This is a genomic window from Streptomyces sp. NBC_01445, from assembly GCF_035918235.1.
Taxonomy (GTDB): Bacteria; Actinomycetota; Actinomycetes; order Streptomycetales; family Streptomycetaceae; genus Streptomyces.
The window spans coordinates 6,351,163-6,371,178 of record NZ_CP109485.1; the positions used below are offsets into that span (position 1 = coordinate 6,351,163).

Below are 20,016 nucleotides of genomic sequence, written 5' to 3' on the forward strand. Positions count from 1 at the left end.
GCGTCGCGCGTGACACGGTCGCGGCGGCAGTACCCTTCCCGCCCGCGATCACAAAGGCTCCTCATGCGACCGCGTATCCCGCTCGCCGTCACTGCCGTGGCCCTGACCTCCGTGGTGACCGGCGGCCCCGCCCTCGCGGCCGACCCGGTCCCGGCCGGGTCCGCCCCGCTCGAGCCCACCTGTGTCACCCAGTACCCCGCCGACTTCCCGATCAGCACCCGGATCCGCGGCGGCCCCACGACGTACCACCCCGGCGGCGGCTTCCGCACCTGGTCCCTCGACCTCACGAACAAGACCGATGCCGAGTGCGCCCGCATCCACCCCGTCCTCGTACTCATCGACAAGAAGCGGACGCTGGCGACGCGGCAGATCCAGCTGGAGTTCTCCGACGGCAAGCGCCACCACCCCGTGCACTTCGAGCGGACCGAGTGGGACGAGAACGTCGGCGTCTTCGACGACGGCTTCCCCGGCTTCCGGGTGGGCCCGGGCAAGACCGTCACCGTCCGGGCCCGGCTCACGTTCACCTCCGACGCCGAGCCGAACAGCGTCGTCGCCAACGCGGCCGTCGTGCAGCGCCGGGACGACGACGGCGACTGGGTGGGGGAGTCGGGCGACTACCGGTTCACGCTCACCGACGACGAGGAGGGCGAGCGGTCCGGAAGGCGCCCCGGCGAGCAGCGCGACGAACCTGACACCGGGGATGACGGCGTGCTCGAGCCCGGCCGCGACAGCGGCACCGCGAGCGCCCGTGCCACCGACGGGACCGGTCCCACCCACGGCCCCACCCGCAGACCCACCACCGGCCCCACCCATGGACCCACCACCGGCCCCACGGCCGGCAGCGACCCAGGCGCCGGCACCAGCACCGATGGAGACACGGGCGCAGACGCAGACGCAGACGCAGACACGGGCGCGGACGCAGGTATCGGGGCCGACCCCGGCGACCTCTCCCTCACGCCCGACGAGCTCGCGCGGACCGGGCCGCGTTCCCTGCGCGGACTCGGCCTCGCGTCCGGCGCCCTGCTCATCGGCGGCGCGGCCCTCGTGGCGGGCTCCCGGCGGCTGCGCACCGACCGCCGGTGAGGGCGGATTCCGGCCACGCCGCCCGCCGCGCGCACCACACTCCCGGACCGCCCCCGACACCCCGTTAACAAATGTCTGCGAACATCCCTGGGTGGATTACCCGAACGACCAGGCACCTGGCGCACCCGTACGCGCCGGCATCCCCGAGCACGGCCGCATCCCGAAGTACTACGCGGTCAAGGCCCATGTCTCTGCCCTCCTCGACGAGCTGGGCGAGGGCGAGCCGCTGCCCACCGAACGGGACCTGGCCCTGCGGTTCGAGGTGGCGCGCGAGACCGTGCGCCAGGCGCTGCGCGAGCTGCTGCTCGAAGGGCGCCTGCGCCGCCAGGGCCGGGCGACGGTCGTGGCCGGGCCCAAGCTGGAGCAGCCGCTGTCGATGGCCAGCTACACCGAGGGCGTGCGCCGCCAGGGCCGCCGCCCGGGACGTACGCTCATCGGCCTCGACCGCTTCCCGTGCCCGCCCGCCCTCGCCGACGAGATCGAGGTCGAGCGGGGCGAGCCGGTGTGGCACATGGAGCGCGTGCTGCTCGCCGACGACGAGCGCGTCGGCCTGGAGAGCACCTACGTCGCCGTGGCGCGGATGCCGCGCCTGGACGTCGACTTCGACCCGGACTCGTCCTTCTACTCGTATGTGCACGAGCGGCTCGGGATCGAGTTCGGGTCCGCCGACGAGCGCATCGAGACCGTGCTGGCCACCCCGCGCGAGGCCCTCCTGATCGGCACGCCGCCCGCGCTGCCGATGCTTCTCATTCACCGGGTGTCGTCCGACACGAGCGGCCGGCCCACGGAAAGGGTGCGGACGCTTTACCGGGGGGACCGGTTCTCGTTCACCACGCGTTTGGGCAACTGATCGCCGAGGGGCGGTAGTTGACTCACGATGATAACGAGAATGTAACGGGTCTAGGCCAACCTTGGGTGGCCGTTCACCGTCCCGTTGCCGTGCGGACCGGCACGGGTCATCCGCCCCAAGGAGCGTGGCCGCCGTGAGAGAGAAGACCGACCCCATACCCGCCGTGCGCTTTGGAGCTGAGAGCTGATGGCCAGCGGCATCCGCTTCGACAAGGTGTCCGTCGCCTACGGCGCGAACACCGTCCTCCACTCCCTCGACCTGACGGTCGAGCCCGGCGAGGTCATGGCGCTGCTCGGCCCGTCGGGCTCCGGCAAGACGACGGCCCTGCGCGCCGTCGCCGGATTCGTGCGGCCCGCGTCGGGCCGCGTCCTGATCGGCGACCGCGACGTCACGGACCTGCCGCCCCACCGGCGCGGCATCGGCATGGTCGTCCAGCAGTACGCCCTGTTCCCGCACCTGCGCGTGGAGGACAACGTCGCCTTCGGCCTGAAGGCCCAGAAGGTCGCCAAGGCCGAGATCCCCGCCCGGGTCACCGAGGCCCTCGAGATGACCGGCATGGCGTCCTACGCGAAGCGCTACCCGCGCGAGCTGTCCGGCGGGCAGCAGCAGCGGGTGGCCATCGCACGGGCCCTCGCCATCCGGCCCGGGGTGCTCCTGCTCGACGAGCCACTGTCCGCGCTCGACGCGCAGCTGCGCTCCGGCATGCTGGCCGAACTGGCCCGCCTGCACCGCGAACTGCCCGACGTGTCGATCCTCTACGTCACCCACGACCAGGTCGAGGCACTCACCCTCGCCGACCGGATCGCGGTCATGGACAAGGCGCGGCTCCAGGACTGCGGGACCCCGCAGGAGCTGTACCGCAGGCCCCGCACCGAGTTCACCGCGTCCTTCGTGGGCAACGCCAACCTCCTTCCCGTACAGGTGGGTTCGGGGTCGGTGTCCTTCGCCGGCGCCCAGCTGAAGGTGCCCACCGGCGACGTCGCCTCCGGGGTGTCCGCCACCCTGTGCGTGCGCCCCCACCTCGTCGGACTCGGCGACGGGCCCAACGCCCTCACCGGCTCCGTGTCCGAGGTCCAGTGGCGCGGCTCCACCCACCGCCTGTACGTCGACGTGGGCGGGCACCGGCTCAAGGCCGACCTGCGCGAACTGCGCACCCCGCCCGCGCTCGGCGACGAGGTCACCGTGCACTTCGCACCCGAGGACGCGGTGCTGCTCTCGGCCGGGGTGAGCAAGGATGGCTAGCGCCACGCTGAGCACGCCGGTGAGCAAGGCCACGAAGCCCCGCAAGGGAACGCCGAAGTGGGTGTGGGCGCTGCCGCCCGTCGCCGTACTCGCCCTCGTGTTCCTCTACCCGCTCGCCCTAGTCGTGCAGCAGTCCGTACAGCCCGACACCGGCGGCACCTCCCTCGAGCCGTACGCCGACGTCTTTGCGTCGTCCGCGTTCCGGGAGGCACTCGGGACGACGGTGTGGCTGGCGGTCGGGGCGACCGTCGGATGCCTCGTGCTCGGGTTCGCGCTCGCGCTCGTCATCGCGTTCGTCCCGTTTCCCGGCGGGAAGGCCGTCGCCAAGTTCATCGACGTGTTCCTCTCCTTCCCGTCCTTCCTCATCACCCTCGCGCTGCTCTTCGTCTACGGCTCCGTGGGCATGGCCAACGGACTGTGGACGGACGTCACGGGCGCCGCCTCCGGGCCCTTCCAGTTCCTCACCACCCCGTGGGGCGTGCTCCTCGCCGAGATCACGTACTTCACACCGTTCGTGATGCGGCCCCTGCTCGCCGCGTTCTCGCAGATCGAGACCGCGCAGCTGGAGGTGGCGTCCTCCCTGGGCGCGAAGCCCGCCCGCATCGTGCGGCAGGTCATCCTGCCCGAGGCGCTGCCCGCGCTCGCCGCCGGCGGCAGCCTCGTCCTCGTCATGTGCCTCAACGAGTTCGGCATCGTGCTCTTCACCGGCGCCAAGGGCGTCACCACGCTCCCGATGCTCGTGTACAGCAATGCGATCCTCGAGTCCGACTACCCGGGCGCGTGCGTGGTCGCCGTCGTCAACGTCCTGATCTCCGTGGGCCTCTACGGCCTCTACCGGGTGGTGAGCCGCCGTGCTGGTGCATAGCCGTAAGGGCAAGTGGGCCACCTGGGTCCTCTTCTTCGCCCTCTTCCTGCCTCTGTTCGCGCTGCCGCTGCTCGTCATCGTCGCCGCGTCGTTCGCCACGAACTGGTCGAGCGCCCTTCCGACCGGATTCACCGGTGGCCACTACCAGGCCGCCACCAGCGGCGCGTCCCTCCAGGCGCTGACCACCAGCCTGGTCACCGCCGTCAGCGCCAGCCTCCTCGCCCTCCTGATCGGCACCTGGGCCGCGCTCGCGGCCGCCGCGCTCAAGAAGGGCGGCCGCAGGGTGCTCGACGCCCTGTTCATGCTGCCGGTCGCCGTACCGTCCGTCGTGGTCGGCCTCGCCGTGCTCGTCGCGTTCTCCAAGCCGCCGATGGTGCTCAACGGCACCCGCTGGATCGTCATCCTGGCGCACACGATTCTTGTCACGGCGTTCGCCTATCAGTCGGTTTCGGCCGCGATCGTACGACTTGACCCCGCGTACGAACAGGCCGCAGCGTCACTCGGCGCCCGCCCCTCGTACGTCCTGTGGAAGGTCAAGCTGCCCCTCCTGCTGCCGTCGCTGAACGCGGCCGCGGGACTCTGCTTCGCCCTGTCCATGGGCGAGCTGAGCGCCACGATGATGCTCTACCCGCCCGACTGGATGCCGCTGCCCGTGCAGATCTACGCGATCACCGACCGCGGCTCCCTGTTCACCGGATCGGCGATCTCCGTGATCCTCATGGCGACGACGCTGCTCGTCCTGCTGCTCGTCTCGCGGATCCGCACCAAAGCCTCGTACCGCTGACCCCCGATACCCACATCGCTGCAAGGAGTTCACCTCGCCATGCGCAGAAACATGCTCAAGCCGATCGCCGCCGTCACCGGAAGCCTCGCCCTCGCCGCCACCCTCTCCGCCTGCGGCGGCAACTCCGCCGCCTCCGACGAGAAGTCCGTCACCGTGTACAGCGCGGACGGCCTCAAGGGCGAGAACGGCGACGGCTGGTACGACCAGGTCTTCAAGGACTTCACGAAGAAGACCGGCATCAAGGTCGAGTACGTCGAGGGCGGCTCCGGCGAGATGGTGCAGCGCGCCGCCCGCGAGAAGTCGAACACCCAGGCCGACGTCATCGTGACGCTCCCGCCGTTCATCCAGCAGGCCGACGGCAAGGGCCTCCTGGCGAAGTACACCCCCCAGGGCGCCGACCAGGTCGACGGGGCCGACAAGGCCGCCGACGGCACCTGGACCTCCGTCGTCAACAACTACTTCGGCTTCGTCTACAACAAGAAGGACCTGAAGACGGCGCCCACCACGTGGGACGAACTGCTCGACGGCACGTACAAGAACAAGCTCCAGTACTCCACGCCCGGCGTCGCCGGCGACGGCACCGCCGTGGTCGTCAAGGCCATGCACGACTTCGGCGGCAAGAAGCCCGCCATGGACTACCTGAAGAAGCTCCAGGCCAACAACGTCGGCCCGTCCGCCTCCACCGGCAAGCTCGCCCCCAAGGTCGACAAGGGCGAACTCCTCGTCGCCAACGGCGATGTGCAGATGAGCTTCGCGCAGTCCAAGACCATGCCGAACCTCGGCCTGTGGTTCCCGAAGAAGGCCGGCGGCAAGCCGACCTCGTTCGCCCTGCCCTATGCCGGCGGCCTCGTGAAGAACGCCCCGCACAGCGAGAACGGCAAGAAGCTCCTCGACTTCATGCTGTCCACCAAGGCGCAGCAGCAGGTCAGCTCCATCGGCGGCGGCTTCTCCGCGCGCAAGGACGTCAAGGCCACCGACGAGAACGCCATCGCCCTCTCCAAGGTGATGGACGGCGTCGAGATCTTCGAGCCCGACTGGAACGACATCGACAAGAACCTCCAGACGTACGTGGAGGACTGGAAGTCGGCGACCGGCAGCTGACCTGCCGCCGCTCACGCAAGGCTCGACGGGGTCAAGATCAGCACGTCCTGATTAGGCTGGGGGCCGTCGGCACAGAGTGGTCCCGGCGCCCCAGCTATTTCTTGACCCCAGTGTTTTCTTGTATGGCAGGAGACCGGCACATGGCAGAGCGCAAGCCCATCGAATCGTGGCTCACCGACATGGACGGTGTGCTCATCCACGAGGGCGTGCCGATCCCCGGCGCCGATGCCTTCGTCAAGAAGCTCCGCGAGTCGGGCAAGCCCTTCCTGGTGCTGACGAACAACTCGATCTACACCGCCCGCGACCTCCAGGCCCGGCTGACCCGCATGGGCCTGGAGGTGCCGGTCGAGAACATCTGGACGTCGGCGCTGGCCACCGCCAAGTTCCTCGACGACCAGCGCCCCGGCGGCACGGCGTACGTCATCGGCGAGGCCGGCCTGACGACGGCGCTGCACGACATCGGGTACGTCCTCACCGACCACGACCCGGACTACGTGGTTCTCGGCGAAACACGCACCTATTCGTTCGAGGCCATGACGAAGGCCGTCCGCCTGATCAACAACGGCGCCCGCTTCATCTGCACCAACCCGGACGAGACCGGCCCCTCCACCGAGGGCCCGCTGCCCGCCACCGGCGCCGTCGCCGCGCTGATCACCAAGGCGACCGGCAAGCAGCCCTACTTCGCGGGCAAGCCGAACCCGCTGATGATGCGCACCGGCCTGAACGCGATCGGGGCGCACTCGGAGAGCAGCGCCATGATCGGCGACCGCATGGACACCGACGTCCTCGCGGGCCTCGAGGCCGGGATGAAGACCTTCCTCGTCCTGACCGGGCTGACCGGCAGGGCCGACATCGACCGTTATCCCTTCCGGCCTTCCGAGGTCGTCAATTCCATCGCTGACCTGGTCGAACTCGTCTGATCCCGCTCCCGGGGCGGCCTTTTCCGGCGGCCCCGGGATGCGGATCGGGCCTGCGCGCGTGACCCTTCCAATACAGGAGGTTCACAATGCGTAGAGAGATGTTCGCTCTCCGTGCCATAGGGGCGGCAGCCGTTCTGGTGACACTGCCCGTCGCCGCCGCCCACGCGGAGGGCGGGGGATCCGACGGATCCACCGGTTCCATAACCGTCACCCCGTACGCCCCCGCCCCGGGGACCCAGGTCGACCTCAGGGTCTCCGGTTGCAAGGATTCCAGGGGCAAGGTCTACTCGGACGCCTTCGAGACGCCCGGCGACCTCGCCCGGTCCGCCGACCAGCCCACCCTGACGACGCAGGCCCGCATCCGCTCGTCAGCGACGCCCGGGGTCTACGAGATCAAAGTGACCTGCGACGGCGCCGACGACAAGGTCAGGGGCAGCGTCCAGGTCCTGCAGCCGGGCCGGCCCACGCCGACCCCCACCGCGGCCGTGCACGCGGGCGGCGGCGGGACCGCGCAGGTCACCGCGGCCCACACCACCGAGATCGCCGGTGTGCGCGGGGAGGGCCCCGGCACCCGGCACGCGGTGATCGGCCTGGTGCTCGCGGCGGTCGCGGCTGTGGCCGTGGCCTTCCGCGGCGTCCGCCGGCGTCGCTCCGACTGAGCGGGGGCCGATCATGGCTGACGGCGAACGACCTCATGGCAACGGGCGGCTCGTGACCGGAGTGGCCTGGGCCGTACTGCTGCTCGGCCTGTGGGTGTGGGGCCGCGAAGTCACCGACTTCCACGGCCTGTCCGCGCCCACGACCGGCGACGCGGCCGCAGTGGGACGGCCGCTCGGCATCGAACTGCCGCCCGCGCACAAGCCGATGTCGATGTCCGGCGCGAAGCCGCAGAGCATCGACGTCTCCGCACTGAAGATCGAGGCGCCGGTGACGGTCAGCGGCCTCGACGGGGCCGGCGCGATAGACCCGCCGCCCTTCTCGGAGGCAGGTGTCGTCGGCTGGTACGGCGGCGGCGCGAAGCCGGGCGAGCGGGGCACGGCCCTGCTCGTCGGGCACGTCGACACGGACACCCGGCCCGCCGTCTTCTACCACCTCAGCTCGGCCAAGCCGGGCGACAAGGTGCGGGTAGGGCGGGACGACGGCTCCGTCGCCGAGTTCACCGTCGACGACGTGCAGGTCTTCAGCCGCGCGCGGTTCGACGCGAAGAAGGCGTACGGGCAGCGGCAGTCCGACCGGGCCGAGCTGCGACTGATCACGTGCGGCGGCTCCTTCGACCGGGCGTCGCACACCTACACCGCCAACGTGGTCGTGTCCGCGTACCTCACCGGAGTGACCAACGCGCCCGCGTCCGCGAGCTGACAGCGACAACGACGCCGGCAACACCGACGGCGCTGACAACCTGGCCCGGCCGGCGACCCGCTCCCCCCGGGGAGCCGCCTGGCCGGGCTGGTCCTCGACCGCGCGCGCTCGGGCTGCGGGAGTAACCCGGCGTCGGCGCGGGAGGTCGGGAGAGAGACCTGCCCTCTCGGAGAGCCCCTCTCGGAGAGGTGGTGACGGCGGGGGCTCGGGCCGCTCACGACGACTGTAGAGCGGATGGGCGACGTGGCCTAGAGGCTGTTTGACGCCAAGTCCGGATGTGCTCGCTCACCTGGTGAACACCGAACGCGGGGGCTGTAACAGGTAGTTGACGAACCCTGTCCGCCCTCGTGGCCGCGGCGGCCCGTATGCCAGGATTGAGAGTCGTACAGGGCACCCAAGGGGGAGTGGATGTACCGCAAGGACGCAGGCCGCGTACGCGGTGTCGGCGCCTGGGGGGTGAGGGCGGGAGCGGCGGCCGTGGGGGCGGCGCTGCTGGTGTCCGGTTGTTCCTCCGGGGACGGCAAGGACAAGAACGGCTCACCGTCACCCGTGAAACAGCAGCCGAAGGGGTCCGACCCGTACTGGGTCAACCCGGACGGCAGCGCAGCCAAGCAGGTCGCCGCCTACGAGAAGTCCGGCAAGAAGGACGACGCCGAGCAGATCCGGAAGATAGCCGAGCAGCCGAGCGGCGAGTGGATCCTCCCGGAGAACGCGGAGGACCAGGCCCGGGGCTACACCGAGGCGGCCGACAAGGCCGACAGGGACGCCCTGCTCGTGCTCTACAACATCCCGCACCGCGACTGCGGCCAGTTCTCCAAGGGCGGCGCGGCCGACGGGAACCAGTACCGGGCGTTCATCGACAGTGTCGCCAAGGGCATCGGCGACCGGCGCGCGACGGTGATCCTGGAGCCGGACGCCGTGCAGCACATGGTGGACAACTGCACGCCGGAGGAGTTCCACGAGGAGCGCTACGACCTCCTCAAGGGCGCTGTCGGCAAGCTCACGTCACTGAAGAACACGACGGTTTACCTCGACGCGGGGAACGCCGGCTGGGGCAAGCCGGACCAGATCTTCCAGCCGCTCCAGTGGTCCGGCATCGACCAGGCCGACGGCTTCTCGGTCAACGTGTCGAACTTCTACACCACCGAGGACTCCGTGAAGTACGGCAAGGAGCTCTCGGCGAAGGTCGGCAACAAGCCGTTCGTCATCGACACCAGCCGCAACGGGAACGGGCCCTACACGGGCGGCGATCCGGATCAGCGCTGGTGCAACCCGCCCGGCCGTGCGCTGGGCGAGGAGCCCGGCACCAAGACCGGCGACCCCCTGGTCAAGGCGTACCTGTGGGTCAAGCGGCCCGGCGAGTCGGACGGTGACTGCAAGGGCGGTCCGAAGGCGGGCGCCTGGTGGCCGGAGTACGCGATCGGTCTCGCCGAGGCCAGTAAGTAGGGCCGGCGGCAGGGAAAGCAGCAAGGGGGTGCGGGGCTTCGGCCCCGCACCCCCTTACGTACGTTCCCCTACGGCACGTGCACCCACTGCGCCTTGCTCGGCGTGCCCTGATCATCCGTCACGAACAGCATGTACCAGCCCGACTCGACCAGGCTGCGGTCATTCGGGACGGTCACCGTGACGCTGTCCTTCGACTTCTTCAGGTCGAGGGCGATCGACGTCTGGTCGACGTCCGTGACGTGCGTGGACGCGCTCGGCCTGATCAGCCGGGCCGTCCTGATCGCCGTCGCGTGGTCCGACTTGTACGTCGCCGTGCCGCCGCGCGCGACGGTCTTCGTGCCGCCGCTGAGCGTCGGCCGCGAGTCCTGGTAGAGATACGGCGGCGTGTAGATCTCGATGCGCTGCTCGAAGACGCCGGGCTTGGTGTTCGCCTTGTCGGCGTAGAGCGAGTCCGAGCCGAAGAACATCACGCGGCCGTCGGGCAGCAGGATCGAGCCCGAGTGGTAGTTGCGGCCGACGAGCGGGTCGGCGACTCGCTTGAACGTGTTGGTCTTCACGTCGTACAGCCGCGCCTGGTGGATGTTCGAGTCGCCTCGGCCGCGGTAGTCCTCCGAGCCGCCTGACACCAGGACCGTGTCGTCGGGGAGCGTGGAGGACTGCGGGTAGCGCGTGCCCTTCTCCAGCTCGGGGCCGTCGACGAACTTCGGGTCCCTGGCCTTCAGGTCGACGATCCGCGTCCTGCGGCTCGACTCCTTGGACTCGCCGACCCCGCCACCGCCGACCACCATGTAGCGCTGGTCCTGTGCGGGCGGCAGCTCGACCGTGCCGGCGGTCTCCATCAGCTTCGGGTCGCTCAGCCCGGGGATCTTGTGGAACTTGTTGGTCTCGAGGTCCCAGATGCCGGGCGTGCGGCCGACGTTGTCGGGCCCGTAGCCCGCGTTGGCGCCCGAGTAGAAGATCTTCCCGTTCTCCATCTGGAAGAGGGCCGGGTAGGTCGGGAACTGGCGGATCCCCTTGGTGTACGTCCACTTCTTGGTCTTCGGGTCGTACGTCTCGTTCTTGCCGGGGACGAGCTGGCCGATGTCGTCGAGCCCGGAGACCGAGAGGACCTTGCCGTCCGAGAGCGTGGTCAGCGTCGGGTACCAGCGCGCCTCGTTCATCGGGTCGACCTTGATGTACTTCTCGGCGACCGGGTCGAACTCGTAACTGTCCCTGATCCCCTGGAAGTCCTTCTTGTCGAGGGCGAGCTTCTGCGCGATGCCGTAGACGTTGCGTGCGTCGGCGCCCTTGAGGCCCTGCACGCGGTAGTTGTCCTGCGTGCCCGTCTCGTACTTCGTGCCGCTCTTCTGCGCCTCGACGTAGACCCGGCGGATGCCCGGGTCGTTGCGCAGGAACTTGCCCGTATTGGGGTCGAAGACCTTCTTCGCCCGCTCGATGGTGATGTTCTCGCTGGTGACGAAGGTCTTGCCGTTCTCCTTGCCGGTGAACCTGGACCCCTTGGGGATCGTCTTCGGCTCGTCCGGGTCCTCGTTGTGGACGATCATCAGGCCGCCGGCCTTGGTGACGTCGCCCTTGAGCTTCTCGTAGCTCTTGGTGCCGCCCGCGATGAGCAGATTTCCGTTGGCCAGCTGGGTGTGGCCCGTGCAGAACAGGTCGGTGGGCGTGGGGATCTTCTTGATCGTCCCCTTCACCGGGTCCCACAGCCGGGTGTCGAACTTCTTCGCGTCGAAGTTGTCCTGGTTGTTCCCGGAGCCGGCCACGAGCAGGATCTTGCCCGTGTGCAGCAGGGCGGCGTGGATGGTGTTCTGCCGGTACTCCTCGGGGAACTCGACGATGTCCCACTTGCCGTTCTCGGCCTTGTACTCGGGCTTGTTGATCTTGTAGTCGTGGTACTTGGCCGACCCGAACCGGTAGAGCCACGGCCCGTTCATCCCGGCAAGCGCTAGCACCACCACCGAGCCGATGGCTATGCGTCGGGCACGGCGGCGGCTGGCACCGTCTTTCACTTGTTACGTCCCCCCAGGGAAATCTGCATGGTCTGGTCGTTGCCCCCGTCTGCGGCCCATGCGGGCTTCTGCTGCGGCACGCTGTGCGGCTGCGGATGCGGCGGCCCGGACGTCTCGGCGGCGGGCGGCTTCGGCTTCTTCCTGTCCTGGCGCAGCATGTACCGCCAGGCGAACATCGGCAGCGCCGTGATCAGCAGGGCGAAGCAGGCCCAAGTGATCATCGCTGGGTGCGAGTGTCCGTACACGAAGCCGGCGGCGATGGACCCGGCGAAGACGAGGATGAAGTACCAGTGGTACCGGAAGGTGCCGAACCACCGGTCGGGGCTGGCCGAGTCGCCCTTGGGCGTGACGACGAACTTGCTCTTGCGGCGCAGCACCGCGTCGAACAGGGCCTTCGCGTACAGCGGCGCGGACAGCGCGGACATCACCATGCCGGCCACGCCGCCGGAGCCCTCGGGCTCGTGGGGCGAGACGTTGTGCCGGCGGTTCCAGATGTAGAGGCCGATCTGCAGTGCCGATGCGTTGCCGTACAGCATCAGCCAGATGGTCGGGTCGATGTTCACGCCGGATGCGCCGAGACCGAGGAACAGGGCGCAACTCAGCGCCGCCAGAATCCAGTTCATGGCGGACATCGGGTAGAAGATGATCATCATCGTGTAGTTGAAGAGCTTGCTCGGCGGGAGCGAGAAGAAGCCCTTCCAGTACTGCTTGAGGATGGTCTCGTACGTGCCACGCGACCAGCGCATCTGCTGCGTGAAGAAGTCCGTCCAGGCGCTCGGGCCCTCACCGACGGCGAGCACGTCCGGTGTGTACACGGACCGCCACTTCCTGCCGGTGGCCGGGTTCTTGGCGCGGTGGATCTCGAAACCGGTCGCCATGTCCTCGGTGATCGAGTCGTACAGACCGCCGATCTGCTTGAGGGTCTTGATACGGACCGCGTTCGACGTGCCCACGAACATCGGGGCGCCGTAGGCGTTGCCCGCGCGCTGGATCAGAGCGTGGAAGAGGAACTGCTGCGACTCGGCGGCCTTGGTGACGAAATTGTCGTAGTTGCCGTACACCTGGGGGCCGATGACGAAGCCGACGTCCGGGTCGCGGAAGAAACCGAGCATCCGCTCCAGGTAGTTGGGCAGCGGCACATGGTCGGTGTCGACGGAGGCGAAGTAGTCGTAGTCGTCGCCGTGCGCGTCCAGCCAGGCGTTGTAGTTGCCGTGCTTGGTCTTGGCGCGGTGCGGGCCCTTGGCCTGGTTCCACCGCGCGACGCCCTTGCGGGAGAAGTGGTGCACGCCGAGGCGCTCGCAGACCGCCTTCACCTCGGGGTCGTCGCCCTCGTCGAGGAGCCAGATGTGCAGCAGACCTCGGTGGCGCAGCTTGACCGCCGCCTCCAGGGTCTTCGTGACCATCTCGATCGGCTCCTTGCCGGGCACGAACGAGGTCAGGAACGCGACTCTCGTGCCGGTCTCGGGCACCACCGGGATCGGGTCGCGGGCGACGAGCGTGGCGTGCGCGTTCGACAGCACGTTCATGCAGCGGAAGAACTCGATCAGGCCGATCGACACCAGCATCACGACGTCGAGCGCGGGCAGGAAGTCGTACGCCGGGTAGTCCCGCTGCGTCCAGTGCTCGGGCTGGAGCAGCCAGAAGAGGAGCACGAGGGAGAGCAGCGGCGCGGCGCCCAGCATCAGCGCGGCCCGCAGCCGGTGCGGCTCCTGCGAGAGCAGCGAGCGGTACTGCACCTTGTACGGCTTGCCGGGTTCGGGCTGGGTCAGCGGGCCCGCGAGCCGGCTGTAGTGCTCGTAGTCGTAGCGCGGCAGGGTCTTCTTGATGCGCCGGAAGCCGCCGGTGCGATGCGGCGGCACGCGTAGCTGGGTGGTCTGGGACGGATCGAAGTTCTGCCGGGCGCCCGTCGGCGTCGACGTCATGAGTCATTCCCCCCGCACGCAAGTCACTGCGTGGTCGTCGGTCATCCGTCCGGTTCGGTCCCCCTCGACCTTGCCGGACGTGTCAGTGGCAGGCCACCATCCCCCGTCTAAGACTGAGACGACGGCCTTCCGGTTGCATGATGCCCCCCTCGGCATCGCTTCATGAACGGGGCCCCCACCCCTGAATCGAGCGCAACCGGCGCCGGCCGAGTGCCGGCCCCAACTGCCGTGTACCGCCTGCCTCATCGGAGCCAATTGCTCCAGGACAGGGTTCTACGCACCTCATCATGATCGCAAGGGCGATACGAAGCGAAACAAGCTGTTTACCGGTCATACGCGCGATTTGGTGCGCCTGTTGGGGCGGATGGGGCGCGCCGGCGTCGCCCACGGGGCGCGCGCCGGGGGCTCAGGTGTTGCCCATCGGGCGCGCGCCGGAGCGTTTCGCCGGGGGTGCTTGCCGGGGTGCTCAGGTGGTGCTCGCGGGGGTGCTCGCCGGGGTGCTCGCCGAGCTGGTCAGGCGTTGCTCGCGGGGTGCTCGCCGCGGGTGTCCGCGCGGTTGCTTGCCGGGGTGCTCGCCGAGGTGCTCAGGTGCTGCTTGCCGGGGGTGCCCGCGGGGCTGCTCGGCGGGGTGCTCAGGTGTTGCTCGCGGGGCGCTCGCCGCGGGTGTCCGCCGGAGTGCTCAGCCGGGCGCGGATGTCGCCGAAGTGCTCCCTTATGGCGCGCTCCGCCCGCAGCGGGTCGCCGGAGCGCACCGCGTCGACGATCTCGCGGTGTTGGAGTCCGGTGACCTTCGGGTCGTGCGGGATGGCGACGAGGTCGGTGCGCACGCGGTGGAAGGCGTCCCAGAACGCCTCCATGACCTCGCCGAGCAGAGGGTTCCCGAGGCCGCGGTAGAGCGTTGCGTGGAAGGCGCGGTCGGTGCCCGGGCTCACGGCGCCGTCGGCTGCGGCCTCGGTGTCCATGCGGTCGACGAGGGCGTCCAGTTCGGCGAGGTCGGCGTCGGGGACGCGTCCGGCGAGGCGCGCGATGAGGCCGGTCTCGACGGCCTCGCGCAGTTCGAGGAGCTGGAGCAGGCTGTCCTCGCCGCGGTAGTGCCCGGCGACGGTGCGGAAGGTGAGCCCCTCGATCATGGGGGCCATGGACATCGGCCCGACGTACGTGCCGAAGCCGTGCCGGATCTCCACGATGCCCATCGCCTGGAGAGCTTTGAGCGCCTCGCGCACGGAGTTCCGGCTGACGCCGAGGAGCTCCATCAACTCGGGCTCGGTGGGCAGGGAGGCACCGGAGGGAAGCCGCCGGTCGATGATGAGCTTTTTGATCCGCTCCTGGAGGTCGCGCGCCATGGCCCCACGTTATCGGCAGGAACGGCGTCCGTACGCCCCCCGAACAGCAGAAAGACTCCCGCTTACGTGGAGGGCCCGGCAATGGCGGATGCCCCTCGCTCTCGCGAGGGCCTCCGCCGTGCCTGTGCGCCGTCAGGGACTCGCCCCCCGGACCCCCAGCCGCCTTCGCTGGGTCGGGGCCGGCCCGCAAATAGCGAATGCCCCCCACTCGCGTGGAGGGCATTCGCTGTGTCTGTGCGCCGCCAGGGACTCGAACCCCGGACCCGCTGATTAAGAGTCAGCTGCTCTAACCAACTGAGCTAGCGGCGCCTGCTGACCTGGAGAACTCTACCTGAATCCCTGGGGTGCTCCGGACCACCACGCCCGTCCGTATCACCCTATTTGTCCGGTAAGTGCATCATTTGGACCGTCAACATGCGATATCACCGGAGAGTTGAGAGGCTTCCGTTTGTACTGATAGTTGGACATTTCATTCTGGAGTGTGAGGGGAATCGCATGGAAGCTCCGGTGTTCGAGGAATTCGATCCTGCGAGCGACTGTGACTGCCCGGGGTGCCTTCGCTGGCGGCATGCCGCCGGGAGCTCCCCGTCGTCGCTGACGATCGGGCTCGGCGGCCACCCCGCCGCCCACGGCGCCCGGCGCGCCCTCGTCCTCGCCGCCGCGGCCGGCACGGTCATCGGCGGCGCGCACACGGTGCCCGCCGTCGCGTCCACCCACGGACCGGCCAGACCGGGGCTGCCGTCCTCGGACGAGCCTCCGACCCCGCAGGGCGGCACGGGCCCGCTGCACGGACCGGCGGGCAGCCCGGCCACGCATCCGGGCCAGGTGACCGGACTGCCGGCCACGACCCGCGCGGCGATCATCAACCGGGCCAAGCTCTGGATCGCCGCCAAGGTGCCGTACAGCATGGTCAAGTTCTGGAGCGACGGCTACCGGCAGGACTGCTCCGGCTTCGTCTCCATGGTGTGGAAGCTCGGCAGCAACGAATGGACCGGGAGTCTCAACAAATTCGGGACGCGCATCACGCGCGAGCAGCTCCAGCCCGGTGACATGCTGCTCTTCCATAATCCGGCGGACCCTCAGAAGGGCTCGCACGTCGTCATCTTCGGCGGCTGGACCGACTACACGCACACCTACTACGTCGCGTACGAGCAGACGCCGCCCCGCACCCGCAAGCAGTCCACGCCCTATGCCTACTGGAGCAACTCGTCCCACTATGTGCCCTATCGCTACAAAGGGCTGAAGCAGGCGGAGATGGCGGTCGGCGGTTCGGCGTCGACGGAGTTCCCGGGCGTCAAGTCGTTCGGTCCCGGAGCGGACAGCGCGACCGTCACGCGGCTCGGGAAGATGCTCGTCGACCGGGGCGGCAGCCGGTTCTACACGACCGGGCCCGGGCCGCGCTGGGGTGAGGCCGACCGGCTCGCCACGCAGGCGTTCCAGCGCGCGCAGGGCTGGACCGGCGCGGAGGCCGACGGCCTGCCAGGCCCCAAGACCTGGGCCTATCTCGTCAGCGGCAAGGGCAAGGACATCCGGCCCACCACCGGCGCTGCCGGCCACGGCTCCGCCGTGTCCAAGGTGCCTGCCTATCCCGGGCGCGGCATGTTCCGGCCGGGCGCGAGCAACGCACACGTCACCCAGCTCGGCAGGCAACTCGTGAAGAAGGGGTTCGGCAAGAACTACACGAAGGGCCCGGGGCCCCGCTGGGGCGAGGGCGACCGGCGGAGTGTCGAGGCGTTCCAGCGGTCCCAGGGCTGGCGCGGCGGCGCGGCCGACGGCTACCCGGGGCCCGAGACCTGGCGACGGCTCTTCTCGTGATCGCCCACCGGCCGGCCGCCGGCGGGGCGTGAGGCCCCGCCGGCCGCACGCGGCCCCGGGGGTGCGCGGCGACTCGCCTCGCCGCACCCCCCGAATCCTCCGGCCCCGCCGGGCCGGAGGCCATCGCGGATGTACGGATCCAGCACGGAGGCAAGGATGAGTGCGACGACGGAGCGGCCGGAGGGGCCCGAGCTGCCCGCGGAGGCCGACGGCGGCGATGCGCGTGACAGTCACGGGGTGCCCGAGGGCTTTTGCGCCGCGGGTTTCGACGAGCCGGGAACCGAGACGTCCGGCGGCCATCCCGCCCGGCTGATCCACAGCGAGTCCACCACGGAGATCCCGGTCCATCTGCTCTACCGGGACGGGTCCGACTCCGTCTCGGTGCCGCTGCCGCCGGCCATTGTCGCGCGCAGGCAGAGCGGCGGCGAGGAGCCGCGTGTACCGCTCCGGATGCCGCCGCGGCCGCCCTCGCGCCCGGAGCCGGTCGTCGACCCGGAGCTCGTCGAGCGCCCCGGGCGCACGCTGCCCGGGGCCCTCGGAGTCCTCGGCGGCCTCGCCGGCGCGGCGGGCGGTGCCGCGTCGTTGTGGTGGGGCGGGGTGCTGCCGCACATCACGGCGCTGCACGCTCCCGCGGGCGCGCAGTTCGGGGCCGTCCAGTGGGCGGCAATCGCGGGCTTCACGCTCGCCCTGTTCGGGTTCGGCGGTCTCGCGCGCGGCCAGACCGGCACGGCGGGGGTGCTCACCCTCTTCGGCCGCTACCGCGGAACCGTCCGCCGCACCGGCCTGATGTGGGTGAACCCCCTGCTCCTGTACCGCCGTACCGACGTACGCCTGCGGCACTGGCGCAGTGAGGCGATGCCCGCGGTCGACGCGAACGGGGTCGCCCTGCGCGTCGTCGTCCTCGTCGTGTGGCGCATCAAGGACACCGCGCGCGCCGCGCTCGCCGTCGAGAACCACCAGGAGTATCTGCGCGAGTGCGTGGAGGCGGCGATGGCGCGGGTGCTCTCGCAGTTCCCTGTCGATGCTCCCCCAGCCAACGCTGGGGGGACCCCCATCCACCAGGACGCCCCGACCCTGCGCGACGCCGAGGCCGTCGGCGACGCGCTCACCCGGCAGCTCGCCGCCGATGCGGCGCCCGTCGGCATCGAGGTGTTCTCGGCGCAGCCGACCAGGATCGAGTACGCGCCCGAGGTCGCCGCCGCGATGCAGCGCCGCCGGATCGCGGCGCTCGACGCGCAGCACCGCGACAGCGTGCTCACGTCCGTGGTCGACTCCGTCGAGGACACGGTGTCGCGGCTGACGACGCGCGGCCTGGTCGAGCTGGACGACTACGAACGCAAGGCGCTGGTCAAGGATCTGACGGTGGCCTTCTACACCGGCCGGGGCGGCGACGGGTCGTAGAGTCCCCGCCCATGGGGATCTCGAGACTGACGGCCGAAGCCTGGAAGCTCACCGCGTCGGGCCCGCGTGTCCTGCTGGGGATCGCCGGCCCGCCCGGCGCCGGGAAGTCCACGCTCGCCCGGGCCCTCGTGGAGCGGATCGGCGAGCAGGCCGCGTATCTGCCGCTCGACGGATTCCATCTGGCCGACGCCCAGTTGGAGCGCCTCGGGCTGACCGACCGCAAGGGCTCCGAGCCGAGCTTCGACGTGCGGGGGTACGTGGCGCTGCTGCGCCGGGTCCTCGACGACACCGCCGCGGACATCTACGTACCCGATTACGACCGCACGCTGCACGAGCCCGTCGCGGCGCGGCACGTGGTGTCGCCGGCGGCGCGGCTCGTCGTGACCGAGGGGAACTATCTGGCGTGCGACCTGCCGGGCTGGCGGGAGGCGCGGGAGCTGATGGCGCGGTGCTGGTATGTCGAGGCTCCGCCAAAGGTGCGTCAAGTCCGGCTCGTGGAACGGCAGTTGGCGGGCGGTCGGGACGCGGAGGGGGCTCGCGCGTGGGTGGCCGGAAATGACACGCCGAACGGGGAGCTGGTCGAGACCTCCCGGGGGAGATGCGACAGGATCCTCTCCACTATTGGTATGGACATGTTCAACTCCCGGCAATAATCTGGGGTCTGGTCTAGACCTGATCTAGCGCTGTGCGCACGGCTCACCGGAACTCCCCCACGTTCTCCAGGAGCGGCAGCATGCGAAAGAAGATGTACGCGGCCCTGCTCGGCCTCACCACCGCCGGGGCCTTCGTGCTCTCGTCGGGCGGCGCGAGCAGCCACGGCTACACCGACCTCCCCATCAGCCGGCAGAAACTCTGCGCCGACGGCACCGTCACCGGATGCGGCAACATCCAGTGGGAGCCGCAGAGCGTCGAGGGCCCCAAGGGTTTCCCGGCCGCCGGCCCCGCCGACGGGACGATCTGCTCCGCCAACCACGGAGAGTTCGGCGCCCTCAACGGCGCGAAGGCACCCAACGGCACCGCCTGGCCGACGACCAAGGTCACCGAGGGGGCAAGTCAGACCTTCCGCTGGCAGTTCACCGCGCGGCACTCCACCACGGACTTCCGCTACTACATCACCAAGAACGGCTGGGACGACAGCAAGCCGCTGACCAGGGCCGACCTGGACACCGCGCCGTTCCTGACCGTGCCGTTCAGCGGGCAGCCCCCGGCCACGCTCTCCCACACCGGCACCCTGCCCTCCGGGAAGAGCGGCCACCACGTGATCCTCGCGGTGTGGACGATCGCGGACACGGCCAACGCGTTCTACGCGTGCTCGGACGTTCAGTTCTGAGCCTGTCTTGAGGCTCCCGGGGCCTTCGCGCGGGTACGTTCCGTGCACGCCGTTCCGACCGGGGCGGCGTGCACGGAACGTGGTATCGGGGGATGGCCATGCAGGTCTTGTTCTTGATCGTGCCCGTGTTCATCGCGTCGGTGGCGATCTTCATGGCGGTGGCGCTGACGCGCCGCTCGATGCAGATGAGAAGGGCCTGGGCGAGCGGCCTGACCGCAGAGGCCCGCTGCCTGCGCGCGTTCACCTCGACGAGGCGTGACGACGACGGCTTCCGGAGCACCACGCAGCACCACGTGTACGAGTTCACGGCCGGTGACGGACGCCCCGTCAGGTTCGAGGAGGCCAACGGGCCCGCGACCACCGTGCAGGGCGATGTCGTGAGGGTGTACTACACCGCCGACCGCCCCGACCGTGCCACGGCGCACGCCCCGGCCCCGGTGCGGGCCGCGGCGGGCATGGTGTTCCTGCTGGGCTTCCTCGGTCTCGTCGTCTCCTTCTGCGTATTCTTCGTGGTCGTCGCCGCCGAGATGCCCTTCTGACCCGAGGCCC

Annotated in this window: 18 protein-coding genes and 1 tRNA gene; 15 read left to right on the forward strand and 4 right to left on the reverse strand. The window is 69.8% G+C overall.

Annotated features, from left to right (window positions below; genetic code table 11):
- Nucleotides 1-63: 63 nt before the first annotated feature.
- The 10 genes from OG574_RS28960 (at nt 64) to OG574_RS29005 (ending at nt 9,650) form a co-directional block, all read left to right on the forward strand.
- Nucleotides 64-1,083, forward strand: coding sequence for a hypothetical protein (locus OG574_RS28960; protein WP_326775595.1), 1,020 nt, complete (start codon nt 64-66; stop codon nt 1,081-1,083).
- A gap of 91 nt (nt 1,084-1,174) precedes the next feature.
- Nucleotides 1,175-1,933, forward strand: a complete 759-nt coding sequence (locus tag OG574_RS28965; protein ID WP_100594029.1) for a GntR family transcriptional regulator — start codon at nt 1,175-1,177, stop codon at nt 1,931-1,933.
- A 186-nt stretch (nt 1,934-2,119) separates the two neighbouring features.
- Nucleotides 2,120-3,175, forward strand: coding sequence for an ABC transporter ATP-binding protein (locus OG574_RS28970; RefSeq protein ID WP_326775596.1), 1,056 nt, complete (start codon nt 2,120-2,122; stop codon nt 3,173-3,175).
- Nucleotides 3,168-4,040, forward strand: a complete 873-nt coding sequence (locus OG574_RS28975; protein ID WP_326775597.1) for a 2-aminoethylphosphonate ABC transporter permease subunit — start codon at nt 3,168-3,170, stop codon at nt 4,038-4,040. Before OG574_RS28970 ends, OG574_RS28975 begins: the two co-directional genes overlap by 8 nt.
- A complete protein-coding gene (locus tag OG574_RS28980; protein ID WP_100594032.1) occupies nt 4,027-4,824 on the forward strand; it encodes an ABC transporter permease in 798 nt (265 codons plus the stop codon). The genes OG574_RS28975 and OG574_RS28980 overlap by 14 nt, the downstream gene beginning before the upstream one ends.
- A gap of 39 nt (nt 4,825-4,863) precedes the next feature.
- Nucleotides 4,864-5,925: a 2-aminoethylphosphonate ABC transporter substrate-binding protein gene (locus tag OG574_RS28985; RefSeq protein WP_326775598.1), complete on the forward strand. Its 1,062-nt coding sequence runs from the start codon at nt 4,864-4,866 to the stop codon at nt 5,923-5,925.
- A gap of 140 nt (nt 5,926-6,065) precedes the next feature.
- A complete protein-coding gene (locus tag OG574_RS28990) occupies nt 6,066-6,845 on the forward strand; it encodes an HAD-IIA family hydrolase (protein WP_116512807.1) in 780 nt (259 codons plus the stop codon).
- Between the two features lie 86 nt (nt 6,846-6,931).
- Complete coding sequence (locus OG574_RS28995; RefSeq protein ID WP_326775599.1) at nt 6,932-7,504, forward strand: hypothetical protein; 573 nt, start codon at nt 6,932-6,934, stop codon at nt 7,502-7,504.
- 13 nt (nt 7,505-7,517) lie between these two features.
- Entirely contained in the window at nt 7,518-8,204 is a 687-nt protein-coding gene (locus OG574_RS29000) for a class F sortase (protein ID WP_326775600.1), read from the forward strand.
- A gap of 408 nt (nt 8,205-8,612) precedes the next feature.
- The gene (locus OG574_RS29005) at nt 8,613-9,650 is read left to right on the forward strand and encodes a glycoside hydrolase family 6 protein (RefSeq protein ID WP_326775601.1); all 1,038 of its coding nucleotides are present in this window, start codon (nt 8,613-8,615) and stop codon (nt 9,648-9,650) included.
- A gap of 68 nt (nt 9,651-9,718) precedes the next feature.
- Here OG574_RS29005 and OG574_RS29010 read toward each other — a convergent pair whose 3' ends face one another.
- The 4 genes from OG574_RS29010 to OG574_RS29025 form a co-directional block, all read right to left on the reverse strand.
- On the reverse strand, nt 9,719-11,656 hold the full coding sequence (locus tag OG574_RS29010) for a kelch motif-containing protein (protein ID WP_326775602.1): 1,938 nt from the start codon (nt 11,654-11,656) through the stop codon (nt 9,719-9,721).
- Nucleotides 11,653-13,578 (reverse strand): glycosyltransferase family 2 protein, encoded by a 1,926-nt coding sequence (locus tag OG574_RS29015; RefSeq protein WP_326775603.1) that lies wholly within the window; start codon nt 13,576-13,578, stop codon nt 11,653-11,655. The genes OG574_RS29010 and OG574_RS29015 overlap by 4 nt, the downstream gene beginning before the upstream one ends.
- A gap of 632 nt (nt 13,579-14,210) precedes the next feature.
- Nucleotides 14,211-14,921, reverse strand: coding sequence for a FadR/GntR family transcriptional regulator (locus tag OG574_RS29020; RefSeq protein ID WP_326775604.1), 711 nt, complete (start codon nt 14,919-14,921; stop codon nt 14,211-14,213).
- Nucleotides 14,922-15,156: 235 nt separating this feature from the next.
- Nucleotides 15,157-15,230 (reverse strand) — tRNA-Lys (locus tag OG574_RS29025).
- 186 nt (nt 15,231-15,416) lie between these two features.
- Between OG574_RS29025 and OG574_RS29030 the strand changes: the two genes are divergently transcribed.
- The 5 genes from OG574_RS29030 (at nt 15,417) to OG574_RS29050 (ending at nt 20,006) form a co-directional block, all read left to right on the forward strand.
- A complete protein-coding gene (locus OG574_RS29030; protein ID WP_326775605.1) occupies nt 15,417-16,736 on the forward strand; it encodes a peptidoglycan-binding protein in 1,320 nt (439 codons plus the stop codon).
- A gap of 156 nt (nt 16,737-16,892) precedes the next feature.
- The gene (locus OG574_RS29035) at nt 16,893-18,137 is read left to right on the forward strand and encodes an SPFH domain-containing protein (RefSeq protein WP_326775606.1); all 1,245 of its coding nucleotides are present in this window, start codon (nt 16,893-16,895) and stop codon (nt 18,135-18,137) included.
- A gap of 11 nt (nt 18,138-18,148) precedes the next feature.
- Complete coding sequence (locus OG574_RS29040) at nt 18,149-18,790, forward strand: nucleoside/nucleotide kinase family protein (RefSeq protein WP_326775607.1); 642 nt, start codon at nt 18,149-18,151, stop codon at nt 18,788-18,790.
- A gap of 80 nt (nt 18,791-18,870) precedes the next feature.
- Entirely contained in the window at nt 18,871-19,467 is a 597-nt protein-coding gene (locus OG574_RS29045; RefSeq protein ID WP_326775608.1) for a lytic polysaccharide monooxygenase auxiliary activity family 9 protein, read from the forward strand.
- Between the two features lie 92 nt (nt 19,468-19,559).
- The gene (locus OG574_RS29050) at nt 19,560-20,006 is read left to right on the forward strand and encodes a DUF3592 domain-containing protein (RefSeq protein WP_326775609.1); all 447 of its coding nucleotides are present in this window, start codon (nt 19,560-19,562) and stop codon (nt 20,004-20,006) included.
- The last annotated feature ends 10 nt before the right edge of the window (nt 20,007-20,016 follow it).

Coding starts and splice junctions, on each gene's coding strand:
- OG574_RS28960 (WP_326775595.1), top strand. CDS start 64: ATGCGACCGCGTATCCCGCTCGCCGTCACTGCCGTGGCCCTGACCTCC.
- OG574_RS28970 (WP_326775596.1), top strand. CDS start 2,120: ATGGCCAGCGGCATCCGCTTCGACAAGGTGTCCGTCGCCTACGGCGCG.
- OG574_RS28975 (WP_326775597.1), top strand. CDS start 3,168: ATGGCTAGCGCCACGCTGAGCACGCCGGTGAGCAAGGCCACGAAGCCC.
- OG574_RS28985 (WP_326775598.1), top strand. CDS start 4,864: ATGCGCAGAAACATGCTCAAGCCGATCGCCGCCGTCACCGGAAGCCTC.
- OG574_RS28990 (WP_116512807.1), top strand. CDS start 6,066: ATGGCAGAGCGCAAGCCCATCGAATCGTGGCTCACCGACATGGACGGT.
- OG574_RS28995 (WP_326775599.1), top strand. CDS start 6,932: ATGCGTAGAGAGATGTTCGCTCTCCGTGCCATAGGGGCGGCAGCCGTT.
- OG574_RS29000 (WP_326775600.1), top strand. CDS start 7,518: ATGGCTGACGGCGAACGACCTCATGGCAACGGGCGGCTCGTGACCGGA.
- OG574_RS29005 (WP_326775601.1), top strand. CDS start 8,613: ATGTACCGCAAGGACGCAGGCCGCGTACGCGGTGTCGGCGCCTGGGGG.
- OG574_RS29015 (WP_326775603.1), bottom strand. CDS start 13,578: ATGACGTCGACGCCGACGGGCGCCCGGCAGAACTTCGATCCGTCCCAG.
- OG574_RS29020 (WP_326775604.1), bottom strand. CDS start 14,921: ATGGCGCGCGACCTCCAGGAGCGGATCAAAAAGCTCATCATCGACCGG.
- OG574_RS29030 (WP_326775605.1), top strand. CDS start 15,417: ATGGAAGCTCCGGTGTTCGAGGAATTCGATCCTGCGAGCGACTGTGAC.
- OG574_RS29035 (WP_326775606.1), top strand. CDS start 16,893: ATGAGTGCGACGACGGAGCGGCCGGAGGGGCCCGAGCTGCCCGCGGAG.
- OG574_RS29040 (WP_326775607.1), top strand. CDS start 18,149: ATGGGGATCTCGAGACTGACGGCCGAAGCCTGGAAGCTCACCGCGTCG.
- OG574_RS29045 (WP_326775608.1), top strand. CDS start 18,871: ATGCGAAAGAAGATGTACGCGGCCCTGCTCGGCCTCACCACCGCCGGG.
- OG574_RS29050 (WP_326775609.1), top strand. CDS start 19,560: ATGGCCATGCAGGTCTTGTTCTTGATCGTGCCCGTGTTCATCGCGTCG.